Origin of the sequence: Aquabacterium sp., from assembly GCF_035476535.1 — a bacterium.
In the GTDB taxonomy this organism is placed as follows: Bacteria; Pseudomonadota; Gammaproteobacteria; order Burkholderiales; family Burkholderiaceae_C; genus Pseudaquabacterium.
Map to the genome: position 1 here is coordinate 33,082 of NZ_DATILJ010000180.1, position 12,787 is coordinate 45,868.

Sequence of the window (12,787 nt, forward strand, 5' to 3'; positions counted from 1 at the left end):
GGCCACAAATCTTAGCAACGGCGGCCAGCGCGGCCGTCGGTCCACAGCGGGCGACCGGTACTTGGCGCCGGCCCTGGCGCGCTTCCCGCCGCCGGGCGGCGTTTCGTCGCAGCCCCCTCGTGCGCTGCACCGCCGCCGCTGAAGATGCGGCCAACGCAACCCCGCTGCCATCGAAAAGGGCCCCACCATGAACACCGCTGCACACCAGATCTTCAGCCACACGCCGACCTGGGTCTGGGCGCTGCTGGCCGGCCTCGTCGCGCTGGGCCTCAAGCAGTCGCGTGACCATGTCATGCGACGCACGCCGCTGGTGGTGGTGCCGGTGGTGCTGGGTGTGCTGTCGCTGGCCGCTGTCGGCAAGGCCTTCGGTGCCGACCCCGGCGTGCTGCTGCTCTGGCTGCTGGGCATGGCCGCCGGCATCGCGGCCCTCACCGTGCTGAAGTTGCCGCTGCGCGCCCAGGCTTTGCCGAACGAGCGCTTTGCGATCGGCGGCAGCTGGATGCCGATGGCCATGCTGCTCGGCGTGTTCACGCTGCGCTATGTCGTCAATGCCTCGCTGGCACTCAACCCGGCACTGGCGCACCTGGCCACCTTCGCACTCAGCGCCAGCCTGCTGTATGGCCTGATGGCCGGGCTGTTCGCCGGCCGCGCCCTGCGGGTGCTGGCCCAGGCGCCCAAAGCTGCCGTGCCGCTGGCCGCCTGAGCGATGCCAGCCGACGTTTGGGACTCGACGAGAATGACCGCTCGCCCACTCGCCCTCGATGCACCAGCTGCCGTGCCGCCACCGCGCCGCTCTCTCCTGTACCGCGGCCTGGTCAACCAGATCGTCTGCCTGGTCGTCTCGGTGCCGTTCTGGCTGTTGTCCTACCGGCGCAGCGACTACGGGGTGGTGCTGCTCTACTCCTTCGCGATTGGCAACCTGATCTGGTTGTTCATCGATGGCGGCCGACAGCTGACCGTGCGCCTGCTAGGCCCGCGCGTGGCCGACAAGAGCCACTGGCCGGGCTGGGGCTCGATGAGCCTGACGATTCTGATCGGTTCGGTGGCCGGTTATTCGCTGGGCACCTCGCTGGTCGACAGGCTGCTGGGCTTGCAGTCGCCGAGCCTGTTCACCAACCTGTCGCCGGGGCTGATCACCTTGCTGGTGGCCGGCGCCGCGACCTACTTCTTTTATTCCCGCGAACGCCTGCACACCGAGATGGCCGCCGCCGAAGCGGCCCGGCGCCTGGCCGTGGAGAACCAGCTGAAGCTGCTGGAGTCCCAGCTCGAGCCGCACATGCTGTTCAACACGCTGGCCAATCTGCGTGTGCTGATCGGCATCGACCCGCCCAAGGCCCAGGCCATGCTGGACCGGCTGATCAGCTTCCTGCGGGCGACGCTGAACGCGTCGCGCAACGGCGCGCATCCACTGAGCGCGGAGTTCGATCGCCTGGCCGACTACCTGGCGCTGATGGCCATCCGCATGGGCCCGCGGCTGGTGGTGGACTTCGATCTGCCGGCCGATCTGCGCGACACCGCCGTGCCACCGCTGCTGCTGCAGCCGCTGGTCGAGAACGCCATCAAGCATGGCCTGGAGCCCAAGCTCGAGGGCGGCCGCATCCACGTGCAGGCGCGGCGCGAAGGCGGCCAGCTGGTGCTGACGGTGCGCGACACCGGCGTCGGCCTGGCCGCTGCCGCCAACGCCGCGACGCCGCCCAGCAGCGACACCCGCTACGGCACCGCCCATGTGCGTGAACGGCTGAACGCGTTGTACGGCGAGCGCGCCAGCTTCGCGCTGGCGGCAGCGCCGGGCGCCGAGGGCGGTACGCTGGCGACGCTGACCCTGCCGCTGCCCGCGCCGGCCCAGGCACCGGACACCCCCGCAACGACCGAGCCCTCGCCATGCCCACCGCGCTGATCGCCGAAGACGAACCGCTGCTGGCCGCCGGCCTGCAGGCCGACCTGGCCCGGCTGTGGCCCGATCTGCAGATCGCGGCCGTCGTCGGCGACGGCGCCAGTGCCGTCACGCAGGCGCTGCAGCTGCAGCCCGCGGTCTGCTTCTTCGACATCCGCATGCCCGGCATGAGTGGCCTCGACGCCGCGCAAGCGCTGGCCGAGGACTGGCCGGAGGGTCCCGCCTTCCCGCTGCTGGTCTTCGTCACCGCCTACGACCAGTACGCGCTGCAGGCCTTCGAAGCCCAGGCGGTGGACTACCTCGTCAAGCCGGTGGACAGCGCCCGACTGGCCGCCTGCATCGAGCGCCTGAAGAAACGCCTGGCCGACCGCGCACCGGCCGGGCCGGCGCTGGACCAGACGCTGGCACAGCTGCGCGCGCTGCTGGTCGCCGCGCCGGCCGGCGGCGTGACGCCGAAGCTCGAGGTGATCCAGGCCAGCGTCGGCAACATCGTGCACATGGTGCCGATCGACGAGGTGCTGTATTTCGAGGCCGCCGACAAATACCTGCGCGTGATCACCGCCGAGCGCGAGCACCTGATCCGGCTGTCGCTGCGCGAGCTGATGCCGCAACTCGACGCGCAGAAGTTCTGGCAGGTGCACCGCAGCCTGGTGGTGCGGGCCAGCGCGATCACCACCGCGCTGCGCGACGAATCCGGCAAGGTCACCCTGACGCTGCGCGGCCGGCCCGAGCGGCTGACTGCGAGCCGGCTCTACGCGCACCTGTTCAAGGGCATGTAGCGCGCTGCGGCACGGTCAACGCCGCGCGCGTGACCAGATCGCTGCCAGCAACATCGCTGCAGCCACAAAACCCGCTACCGCGATCCAGCCCCAGCCGGCCGCCACCGCCGGCGCTGGTGCCAGCGTCACCACCAGCCCCATGCGCGACAGCGTGGCCGCCGCCAGCAAGGCATTCAGCCCACCGGCCAGGCGCCCTTCACGCCCGGTGTGGCCAAACCACAGCGCGCTGGAAAACGCACTCATCAGCACCGCAGCCCAGCCTGCTCCGGCCAACAGCTGCGCGGCGATCAACACCGGCAGGCTGCCGGCCCGCCAGCCCAGCCCACTGGCCAGCGCCGCGCCCAGCGCCGCGGCGGCCATCACCGGCAGGCCGCCCCAGCGCTTGGTCAGCTGGCTGGCCGGCATCAGCGCCAGGTTGAAGCCGACCCAGAACAGCGGCATCAGCCATGGCAGCTGCGACGCATCGGCCAGGCGCAGGTAGCCCGGCGCCTGCACGATGTTGGCCTGCACCTGGAAGGCCAGCGCCGCCAGCAGCGCGGCGAGCATGAAGCCGGGGATCGGCGTGACCGGCCTGGCGGCGCGCAGTGCGGCCGGCACCGGCGCGGCAGGCGCCGGCTGCGCTGCACGGGCCCGCGCCAGTGCACGTTCGGCCGCCACCATGCCCAGCGTCACTGCCGCCAGGCTCAGCGACGACAGCACGAAGGGCCCGCGCGCATCCCAGCCCTTCAGCACCATGCCGAGATACGGCGCCAGCGCCGCCGCGATGCCACTGCCCATCAGCATCAGCGCCACCAGTCCGGGCTGCGCCGGCTTGGCCGCGTAACGTCCGAGCAAGGTCATCGGCGGCGCCCGCAGCAGCGATGAACTGGCGGCCCACAGCAACGTCAACCCCAGCAGCAGCGCGGGCGAGCCGCCCGGCGCGACGAAAGGCAGCGCGACGAAAGCCGCCATCGACAGCAGCGTGGCCGCCACCATCCAGCGCCCCAGTCGCCCGAGCAGTTGCGCCGCGCGGTCGCTGGCCAGGCCCACCGCCACATCGCAGGCGATGAAGACCAACTGGTCCGCCATCAGCAGCCACGGCACCACCGAACGCGGCAGCCCGGCGCTTTCAACCAGCTGCGGCAGGTAGATCACGTAGACCACCCAGGTCAGCGCAAAGAAGAACTGCACCAGCGCCAGGTACAGGCCGATCGCGGCGGGCACTTTCGGCGTATCGATCGCGGCTTGTGTCATGGGCGGTTCATCCGATTCATGCCAGCACCCATCGCGCGAGGGGCGCAGCGCAACATGGCCGCGGCACGTGGGCCCATCATCACCTCGGCGCAGACTCCTAGAATCCAGCCTTTCCCGCAGCAGCGGCCTCCCGCCGCGACACGCCCTCAATGTCCGCCCCCACCAAGCCCGAAGCCGCCAAGCCCGCCAACTTCCTGCGCACGCTGATCGAACGTGAAGTGCAGGAAGGGGTTTATGCGCAGCGACGCTGGGGCGGCACGCCGGGCGACGCAGCGCACCACGCGGCCGGCATCGCCGACCCGGCCACCGTGCGCCTGCGTTTCCCGCCCGAGCCCAACGGCTACCTGCATGTGGGCCATGCCAAGAGCATCTGCCTGAACTTCGGCCTGGCGCGGGACTTCGGCGGTGTCTGCCACCTGCGCTTCGACGACACGAATCCGGAAAAGGAAGAGCAGGAATACGTCGACGCCATCGTCGAGATGGTGCACTGGCTGGGCTGGAGCTGGGACGTGAACAGCACCACGCACCTGTACTACGCCAGCAACTACTTCGACTTCATGTACCGCGCGGCCGAGCACCTGATCGAGTGCGGTCTGGCCTATGTCGACGAACAAAGCGCCGAGGCAATGCGCGCCACCCGCGGCGACTTCACGACACCCGGCACCGACAGCCCCTGGCGCAGCCGCAGCGTCGCCGAGAACCTGGCGCGATTCCGTGAGATGCGCGACGGCCTGCATGCCGACGGTGCGATGGTGCTGCGCGCGAAGATCGACATGGCCTCGCCGAACATCAACCTGCGCGACCCGGCCCTCTACCGCATCAAGCGCGCGCACCACCACAACACCGGCGACACCTGGTGCATCTACCCGATGTACACCTATGCGCACCCGATCGAGGATGCGCTGGAGAACATCACCCACAGCATCTGCACGCTGGAGTTCGAGGACCAGCGGCCGTTCTACGACTGGCTGCTGAATTCACTGGCTGAAACCCGAACGCTCGCCGACGGTCGCGTGGTGGGCGGTCTGCTGCAGCGCCCGCTGCCCAAGCAGCATGAGTTCGGGCGGCTCAACCTGACCTACGTGATCACCAGCAAGCGCAAGCTGAAGGCGCTGGTCGACGAAAAGATCGTCAATGGCTGGGACGACCCGCGCATGCCCACGCTGGCCGGCATGCGCCGCCGCGGCTACACGCCCGAGAGCGTGCGCAAGATGGCCGAGGACACCGGCGCCAGCAAGACCAACATCTGGGTCGACTACAGCGTGCTGGACATCGCGCTGCGCGACGACCTGGAAGGCAAGGCCGCGCGCGCGATGGCCGTGATCGACCCGGTCCCGCTGAAGCTGACGAACTGGGCCGAGGTCTTCGGCAGCGCCGAGCACCGTGAGCCCTGCCACGCACCGGCCCACCCGCAGCATCCGGAGCTCGGTAGCCGCGATTTCAGCCTCGGCCCCGCCGTGTGGATCGAGCGCGACGACTTTGCCGAAGTGCCGGCCAAGGGCTTCTTCCGCTTGTTCCCGGGCAACAAGGTGCGCTTGAAGTACGGCATGGTCGTCGAATGCACCGGCTGCGACAAGGATGCCGACGGCCGCGTCACCACCGTGTTAGCCACGGTGGTGCCCGACACCAAGAGCGGCACGCCGGGTGCCGATGCGGCCAAGGTCAAGGGCACGATCACCTGGGTCAGCCAGCATGACGCGGTGCCGGCCGAACTGCGCCTCTACGACCGCCTGTTCACCGAAGCCCAACCGGATGCCGGCGACCGCGATTTCCGCGACGTGCTGAACCCGGCCAGCGTCAAGCTCGTGCACGGCTATGTCGAACCGGCGCTGGCGCAGGCGCAGCGCGAAGACCGCTTCCAGTTCGAACGCCATGGCTACTTCGTCGCCGACCGCGTTGATCATGCGCCGGACCAGCCGGTGTTCAACCGCATCACGGGCTTGCGGGACAGCTGGGGCAAGTGAGAAGGCCCTGAACCGGGGCCCTACAGCAGCTTCACACCGGCCAATTCTTTCATCCCGCGATCGAAGGTCGCCACCGAATCGCAGCCTGCCAGTGCGGCCTTGGCGCACAACAGGCAGTCGGCAAAGTCCGCCGGACCGCGTTCGAAGGCCTCGATGGCCTGCTGCACGGCCTGGGGCGACTCCAACACCGCCGTAGCATGCGTGGCCAACGCACGCAGGGCCAGCACCAGGTCGGCACGCAGGCGCTGATAGGCGCGGGCCAGTGTCCAGACAGTTTCGACCAACACGGTATCGGCAATCCAGATGGCGGCGTCCTGCTCAGCCTGTGCGTCGAACAGCCGGCGCGCCTTGGCCGCCTGCGCCACATCGTCATTGACCAGCAAGCGCACCAGCACGTTGGTGTCGACGGCGATCACTTCGTGCGGCCCGCGCGTCCCAGCACCGCCTGGCTGACCGCCGTGTCCATCTCCGCGATGCTGCGTGCCGGCTCACCCGGCTTGGCCAGCAGGCCGAACAGCGTTGACGCGCCCTTGGCCAGCACCCGAACGCGCAGTGCGCCGTCCGGGTCGACCTGGAACGACAAGCGCGTGCCAGGCTCGATGCCGAGTTGGTCGCGCAACTGCTTGGGCAGCGTCACCTGCCCCTTGTCACTGACGGTGGCAATGGATGTCATCGGGGCCTCCGACTGAATTGACATCATCCTACTACGATCATCCATTCCGAACGCCAGAGTTAATTCCGAACGGCATCGGTAGGTCAGATCGACCTTGCCCAATCCTTCAACTCGAACCACGCGTAGGTGGCCTGCGCCGCCGCCAGCCCCAGCGGGCCGAAGGTGCGCGGCAGGCCGTAGGGCTGGAAGCCGTCGGGAATGGGCTGGCCTTCGGCGATGGCTGCGGCCAGCACTTCGCCGGCCACCGTCGTCGGCGCCACGCCATGACCGCCGAAGCTCAGGGCATACCAGGCGCCGGCGGCGTCGCCCGCACCGTCACGTCCTGTCAACCGGCCGATCTGCGGCATCTTGTGACGGGCATAACTCATCATGCCGCTCCACGCGAATTCCACCTTGGCATCGGCCAAACGCGGATAGACCCGCAGCATGTCGCGCTTCAGGAACTCGGCGATGTCTTCAGGCCGGCGGTCGCGCACGTTGATGCGGCCGCCCCACAGCAGCCGCGTGTCGGCCAGTGCGCGGTAGTAGTCGAAGGCGAAGCGGGTGTCGTAGATCGCCGCGCGGCTGGGAACCAGTTCGCGCTGCAGCGCGCCCAGCGGCTCGGTGACCATCACATAGGTGGCGATCGGCAGCATCGCGCGTTCGATCGCCGGCACCAGGCCTTGCAGGTAGCCGCCGCCGGCGACGACGACATGGCGCGCCGCCACGCTGCCTTGCGCGGTGCTCACGCTGAATCCGGTGCCGGCACGCGAGATCGATGTCACCGGCGACGCCTCTTGAATGCGACCGCCGCCCGCCTGCACCGCCCGCGCTTCGCCCAGCGCGTACTTCAGCGGGTGGAAGTGGAAAGCGTCCGGCTCCAGCAGCGCGCCGAAGTAGCGGTCCGATCGCACGTGGGCCTCCAGCTCTGCCTTGCGGATCAGCTGCCACTGCACGCCAAAGTGATCGGCCATCAGCCGTTGCTGCTTCAGCAGCAAGGATTCGTCGTCGAACCAGTTGGCCAGCAGCGCACCGCCTTCGACCAGATCGCAGTCGATAGCATGGGCCTGCACACGGCGGCGGATCAGGTCGACGGCCGAGCGCGTCAGGCCATAGCAGGCCTTCGCGCGCTGCGGCCCCAGCTGGGCCAGCAGGTCAGCGTTGTCCAGGCTGTAGCCGCCGAAGACGAAACCGCCATTGCGGCCGGACGCACCGAAACCCACGCGCTGCGCTTCCAGCACCACGACATCACGGATGCCGCGTTCGACCAGGCCCAGCGCGGTGGCCAGGCCGGCGAAACCGGCGCCGACGATGCAGACCTCGGCGTCGATGGCGCCGTGCAGCGGCTGCGCCGGCGCGCGGGGGGGAATCGTGGCTTCGTAGTAACTGCTCATCGTCTGTCAGGCGTCGCGATCATTGTTGGAGCCAGTCGCGGAAGGCCTTCGCGCGCTCCTGGCTCACCAGCACCGGCGCGTCATGGGCCGGCTGCAACTCCAGCCGCAATTGGCCCTTGCCCTGCGGCCGGAAGCCCTTGACCGCATCCAGCTGCACGAGGAACTGCCGGTTGGCGCGGAAGAAACGCTGCGGATCCAGTGCGGCCTCCAGCTCGGCCAGCGTCTCGTCGGCCAGCAGGCGCTCGCCGCTGCGGGTCAGCACGAAGGTCAGCTTGTCGACCGAGGTGCACCAGGCCACTTCGTCGCAGCGCAGGCTGGCGAAGCCGCTGCCGCGGCGCAGCACCAGGCGCTGGCGCCAGGGGTGGCGGGCGGGGGTCTGGGGCTGGGTTTGCGGCGTCAGCGCGGCCAGCAGGCCGGCCAGGTTGCCGGTGAAGTGGCGGCTCAGGGATTCATAGCGCGCCAATGCAGCGGCCATGGCCGATTCACTGACCGGCTTCAGCAGGTAGTCGATCGCATTGCACTTGAAGGCCTCGAGCACGAAGGCATCGTGTGCGGTGGTGAAGATCACCGGCGACGCAGGCGGCGGGCCACTGGCCGCCGGATCGAACAAGGCCAGCGACAGGCCGTCGGCCAGTTGGATGTCCAGCAGCAGCAGGTCCGGCGCCGGGTGCCCCGACAGCCAGGTGCGTGACGCCTGCAGCGAACGGGCAGTGCCGACCACCCGCGCCGTGGGCGCAACACGCTGCAGGCACTCGATCAACCTGGCCAATGCCGGTGGTTCGTCTTCGGCGATGAACAGGGTCAAAGGCTTCATGGGGCTGTGCGCGACATCGGCACGGTGACGCTGAACTGCGCCTCGTTCTGCAGTAGAACCAGGCCGCGGCCGAACACCAGCTTGCAGCGCTCGTCCAGATTGGCCAGGCCCACGCCGGCCGAGTCCGCCAGGCCTTGCCGCGGCCGCCGCGCATTGTGCACATGCAGGCCTTCGGCGTGCCGCGTGATGGTCACGCGCAGCGGCGTCTCGGCCGACACCGCGTTGTGCTTGACGGCATTCTCGACCAGCACCTGCAGCGCCAGCGGCACGATCAGCGCATCGGCCGGCAGCGCATCGATGGCGGGCGCCTGCAGCTGCACCGCATCGCCGCCGAAGCGCAGTTCCAACAGCCGGAAGTACTGCCGCACGAACACCAGCTCGTCGCGCAGCGGTACCTGTTCTCGCCGGCCGCTGGTCAGCACATAGCGGTAGACCTCGGCCAGGCAATCGCAGAACTCGCGGGCATGGGCCGGATCGTGCGTCACCAGGTGGCCCAGCGTGTTCAGGCCGTTGAACAGGAAGTGCGGGTCGATCTGCGCCTTCAAGGCCGCCAGTTCGGCCTGCGCGCGGCTGCGTTCCAGCTGCGCCAGCTGCAGCGCGTCGGATTCGCGCTCGCGGATCAGGAACACCGTCTCATAGGCATGGGTCACGAAGATCACGCAGATCACATTGGTCAGCGCGACGATGCGGACCACCGTGTGATCGATGGCTTGGCCGCTGCCCCAGTACCACAGCGCCAGCCAGGCGACAGTGAGCGGCGCGGTGTACAGCGTGCAGGCCGCCACCAGCATCAGCAGCTTGCGCAGCGGCTGGGCAAACCAGTCCAGGTGCTCACGCTGCTTGAACAGCAGCCAGCGGTTGCCCCACCAAATGCAAAACGCCAGCCCGACGAACCAGGCCATGCCGGCCCACCAGCGCGCATCACCCGGCGTGATGCCCGGCCCATCGAGCGCCAGCAGGCCGCTGAACAGCGGAATCGTCAGGCCAAAGGCGGGGATGCCGACGGCCATCAGCGGCCGGTCGTCGAAACGCACACCGCGCGGCGGCGGGTTCAGCGCGCGGAAGTCCGGGTTCGGCGTCACGGTGTCCGGTTTCGGGAGTGCGTGGCTTGAGCGCTGCGCGCCACCCGCCTAGGCTGCGCGCACCCCACCCTTCGAGGCCCACACACCATGGACGACATGCACCTGAACCCGCTGGCCATCCTCGCGGCCGCCGCCTTGAGCTTTCTGATCGGCGGCGTCTGGTACTCGCCGATCCTCTTTGCCAAGCGCTGGCAGCGCGAAACCGGGCTGTCGGACGAGCAACTCAAGGGCGGCAACATGGTTCGCATCTTCGGCTTGACCTACGTGTGCTCGCTGGTGATGGCGGCCAACCTGGCGGCTTTCCTCGGCGCCAAAGCGACGGTCGGCTTCGGTCTGGCGGCCGGCGCGGCCGCCGGCATCGGCTGGGTCGCGATGTGCTTCGCGGTGAACGATTTGTTCGAGCGCCGCTCGCTCGTGCTGTGGCTGATCAACTCGGGCTACCACGTCATCTCGCTGACGCTGATGGGCGGGCTGCTGGCCTGGTGGAAGTGATGGGCCGGCGCGGCCGCGGTGGCTGACAACAGCTGTTCGACCGCCACGCTGTCGTTGATCGCCCGCACCGTGTCGTACAGCGCCTGCGCACCGGCAAAGCGCCGCCGCATCAGGTTCAGCCACTGCTTCAGCCGCCCGGCCCGGTGGCGCGGCTCGACATGGCGAGCAATGCAGCGCCAGTAGACGGCCAGCAGCGGCAGCACCGTGGGCCACTCCACCGACGGCTGCTGCGGTGAGCGGATGGCCAGCGCCAGACCGGGGTCGGCGACGATGCCGCGGCCCAGCATCAGCGCGTGGCAGCCGGAGACCTCGCGGCAGCGCAGCGCATCATCCACCGTCCAGATCTCGCCGTTGGCGATGACCGGAATCGTCACTGCCTCACGAATCAGCGCGATCTGCTCCCAGTAGGCCGGCGGCCGGTAGCCCTGCAGCTTGGTGCGCCCGTGCACCACCAACTCATCTGCGCCGGCGCTGGCGATCGCGTGCGCGCATTCCAGCATGCGCGAATCGTCCTGGTTGCCCAGCCGCATCTTGGCCGACACCGGCATCGCGGCCGGCACCGCGCGCCGCACCGCGACGACGATGGCATGCACCAGCTCCGGCTCGTCCAGCAGCACCGCGCCGCCGCGGTGGCGGTTCACGGTCTTCGCCGGGCAGCCGAAGTTCAGGTCGATGCCGGCCGGGTGCAAACGGGCCAGGGCCGCCGCGTTGTCGGCCAGCACCGCCGGGTCCGACCCCAGCAATTGCGCCCGCACCGGCACCCCCGCCGGGGTCAGGCTGCCGCTCAGCAACTCGGGCATCACACGGGTGAAGACCCGGTCGGGCAGTACCCGATCGGTGACGCGGATGAACTCGGAAACGCAGCGATCGATGCCGCCCACTCGGGTCAGCACATCGCGCAGGCTGAAGTCGAGCAGTCCTTCCATCGGAGCCAGCAAAATCATGCGTCCGAGTGTAGAGGTGGCGACCAGACGACAATCGGTCGATGAAAACCCCCGAACGGCTGCGGCCTTTGTTGGAAGAAGGCCTGATCGATTCGGTGCAGCGCCAGTTGATGAGCGGCAAGGAAGCGATGGTCTTCGTCGTGCGCTGCGGCGACGAGACCCGCTGCGCCAAGGTCTACAAGGACGCCACGCACCGCAGCTTCCGCCAGGCGGTGGACTACACCGAGAACCGCAAGACCAAGAACAGCCGCCAGGCCCGCGCGATGGCCAAGGGCACGCGCTTTGGCCGCCAGGCGCAGGAAGCAGCCTGGCAGAACGCCGAGGTCGATGCGCTGTACCGCCTGGCCGCCGCCGGCGTGCGGGTGCCCAAGCCCTACAACTTCCACGAAGGCGTGCTGCTGATGGAGCTGGTCTGCGACGCCGATGGCGACGCCGCCCCGCGCCTGAACGACATGGCCTTCGAGCCCGACATCGCCCGCGCCCACCACCAGACGCTGCTGCGCGAGGTGGTGCGCATGCTGTGCGCCGGCGTCGTGCATGGCGACTTGTCGGAGTTCAACATCCTGGTCGGCGCCGACGGCCCGGTGATCATCGACCTGCCGCAGGCGGTGGACGCCGCCGGCAACAACCACGCGCCAGCGATGCTGGAGCGCGACGTGGCCAACCTGCGCAACTACTTCGGCCGCTTTGCGCCGGAGTTGCTGGCCACGAACTACGGCAAGGAAATCTGGTCCCTCTACGAGCGCGGCATCCTGCAGCCCGATGCCGTGCTGACCGGCCACTTCGAACAAGCGAAGAAGCCGGTGGATCTGGGCGGCGTGCTGCGCGAGATCGACGATGCCAAGGCCGAAGAGGCCGCGCGCCGCTTGCGCCTGCAGGAGGCGGTGTGATGCAAACCGAACGTGTGATCGCGGAAACCCGCGCCTGGCTGGACCGGGCGGTGATCGGCCTGAACCTTTGCCCCTTCGCGAAGGCCGTGCAGGCCAAAGGCCAGGTGCGCTACATCGTCAGCGACGCGGCCGATGTCGAGACGCTGCAGGCCCACCTGGCGCAGGCGATGCAGGAGCTCGTCGCCACCGACCCCGAAGTGACCGACACCGTGCTGCTGATCCACCCGCAGGTGCTGCAGGACTTCGAGGAGTTCAATGAATTCCTCGGCATCGCCGAAGACACGCTCGCCGCGCTGGACCTCGAAGGCGTGCTGCAGGTGGCCCACTTCCATCCGCAGTTCCAGTTCGCCGACGCCGCGCCCGGCGACATCAGCCACGCCACCAACCAGTCGCCCTACCCCACGCTGCACCTGTTGCGCGAAGACAGCATCGACCGCGCCGTCGAGGCCTTCCCGGAACCCGAGGCGATCTACGAAGCCAACATCACGACGATGGAAGGCTTAGGCGCCGCCGGCTGGGCGGCGCTGCAGGCGCAATGGCAGGCCGATGCCGAGGCCGCGCTCGCGGCGGCCAAAGGCGCGCCGCCATCAACGTAGACCCGAGTGGACGGCACGCGCCGTCCGGGCAAGACTCCATGCAGATCACAGAC

At 68.9% G+C, this 12,787-nt stretch carries 14 protein-coding genes; 7 read left to right on the forward strand and 7 right to left on the reverse strand.

Translation table 11 applies throughout. The features are described 5' to 3' along the window. Window positions 1-187 precede the first annotated feature (187 nt). The 3 genes from VLK61_RS17560 to VLK61_RS17570 are packed head-to-tail and all read left to right on the forward strand — an operon-like array spanning window position 188 to window position 2,673. On the forward strand, window positions 188-703 hold the full coding sequence (locus VLK61_RS17560; protein WP_325422910.1) for a DUF6622 family protein: 516 nt from the start codon (window positions 188-190) through the stop codon (window positions 701-703). Window positions 704-736: 33 nt separating this feature from the next. Then, entirely contained in the window at window positions 737-1,897 is a 1,161-nt protein-coding gene (locus VLK61_RS17565; protein WP_325422911.1) for a sensor histidine kinase, read from the forward strand. After that, a complete protein-coding gene (locus tag VLK61_RS17570) occupies window positions 1,882-2,673 on the forward strand; it encodes a LytR/AlgR family response regulator transcription factor (protein ID WP_325422912.1) in 792 nt (263 codons plus the stop codon). Before VLK61_RS17565 ends, VLK61_RS17570 begins: the two co-directional genes overlap by 16 nt. A 15-nt stretch (window positions 2,674-2,688) precedes the next feature. Here the strand turns inward: VLK61_RS17570 and VLK61_RS17575 are convergent, their stop codons facing one another. Beyond that, entirely contained in the window at window positions 2,689-3,906 is a 1,218-nt protein-coding gene (locus VLK61_RS17575) for an MFS transporter (protein ID WP_325422913.1), read from the reverse strand. 149 nt (window positions 3,907-4,055) lie between these two features. On the opposite strand from VLK61_RS17575, the gene VLK61_RS17580 reads away from it, so the two are divergent. After that, window positions 4,056-5,870 (forward strand): glutamine--tRNA ligase/YqeY domain fusion protein, encoded by a 1,815-nt coding sequence (locus VLK61_RS17580; protein ID WP_325422914.1) that lies wholly within the window; start codon window positions 4,056-4,058, stop codon window positions 5,868-5,870. Window positions 5,871-5,890: 20 nt separating this feature from the next. Here VLK61_RS17580 and VLK61_RS17585 read toward each other — a convergent pair whose 3' ends face one another. From VLK61_RS17585 to VLK61_RS17605, 5 genes are all read right to left on the reverse strand, one after another. After that, window positions 5,891-6,286 (reverse strand): PIN domain-containing protein, encoded by a 396-nt coding sequence (locus tag VLK61_RS17585; RefSeq protein WP_325422915.1) that lies wholly within the window; start codon window positions 6,284-6,286, stop codon window positions 5,891-5,893. Continuing rightward, window positions 6,283-6,543, reverse strand: coding sequence for an AbrB/MazE/SpoVT family DNA-binding domain-containing protein (locus VLK61_RS17590; protein ID WP_325422916.1), 261 nt, complete (start codon window positions 6,541-6,543; stop codon window positions 6,283-6,285). Before VLK61_RS17590 ends, VLK61_RS17585 begins: the two co-directional genes overlap by 4 nt. Window positions 6,544-6,626: 83 nt before the next feature. Further along, window positions 6,627-7,916 (reverse strand): NAD(P)/FAD-dependent oxidoreductase, encoded by a 1,290-nt coding sequence (locus VLK61_RS17595; RefSeq protein WP_325422917.1) that lies wholly within the window; start codon window positions 7,914-7,916, stop codon window positions 6,627-6,629. Window positions 7,917-7,935: 19 nt separating this feature from the next. Beyond that, window positions 7,936-8,730, reverse strand: coding sequence for a LytR/AlgR family response regulator transcription factor (locus VLK61_RS17600; RefSeq protein WP_325422918.1), 795 nt, complete (start codon window positions 8,728-8,730; stop codon window positions 7,936-7,938). Further along, window positions 8,727-9,812, reverse strand: coding sequence for a sensor histidine kinase (locus tag VLK61_RS17605; RefSeq protein ID WP_325422919.1), 1,086 nt, complete (start codon window positions 9,810-9,812; stop codon window positions 8,727-8,729). Before VLK61_RS17605 ends, VLK61_RS17600 begins: the two co-directional genes overlap by 4 nt. 87 nt (window positions 9,813-9,899) lie before the next feature. On the opposite strand from VLK61_RS17605, the gene VLK61_RS17610 reads away from it, so the two are divergent. Beyond that, window positions 9,900-10,304 (forward strand): DUF1761 domain-containing protein, encoded by a 405-nt coding sequence (locus VLK61_RS17610; RefSeq protein ID WP_325422920.1) that lies wholly within the window; start codon window positions 9,900-9,902, stop codon window positions 10,302-10,304. Here VLK61_RS17610 and VLK61_RS17615 read toward each other — a convergent pair. Further along, window positions 10,250-11,248: a tRNA dihydrouridine synthase gene (locus tag VLK61_RS17615; protein WP_325422921.1), complete on the reverse strand. Its 999-nt coding sequence runs from the start codon at window positions 11,246-11,248 to the stop codon at window positions 10,250-10,252. The genes VLK61_RS17610 and VLK61_RS17615 overlap by 55 nt on opposite strands. Before the next feature lie 41 nt (window positions 11,249-11,289). Between VLK61_RS17615 and VLK61_RS17620 the strand changes: the two genes are divergently transcribed. Together VLK61_RS17620 and VLK61_RS17625 are read left to right on the forward strand one after the other, a co-directional pair. Next, entirely contained in the window at window positions 11,290-12,138 is an 849-nt protein-coding gene (locus VLK61_RS17620) for a PA4780 family RIO1-like protein kinase (RefSeq protein WP_325422922.1), read from the forward strand. Further along, entirely contained in the window at window positions 12,138-12,734 is a 597-nt protein-coding gene (locus tag VLK61_RS17625; protein WP_325422923.1) for a DUF1415 domain-containing protein, read from the forward strand. Before VLK61_RS17620 ends, VLK61_RS17625 begins: the two co-directional genes overlap by 1 nt. Window positions 12,735-12,787: the final 53 nt, after the last annotated feature.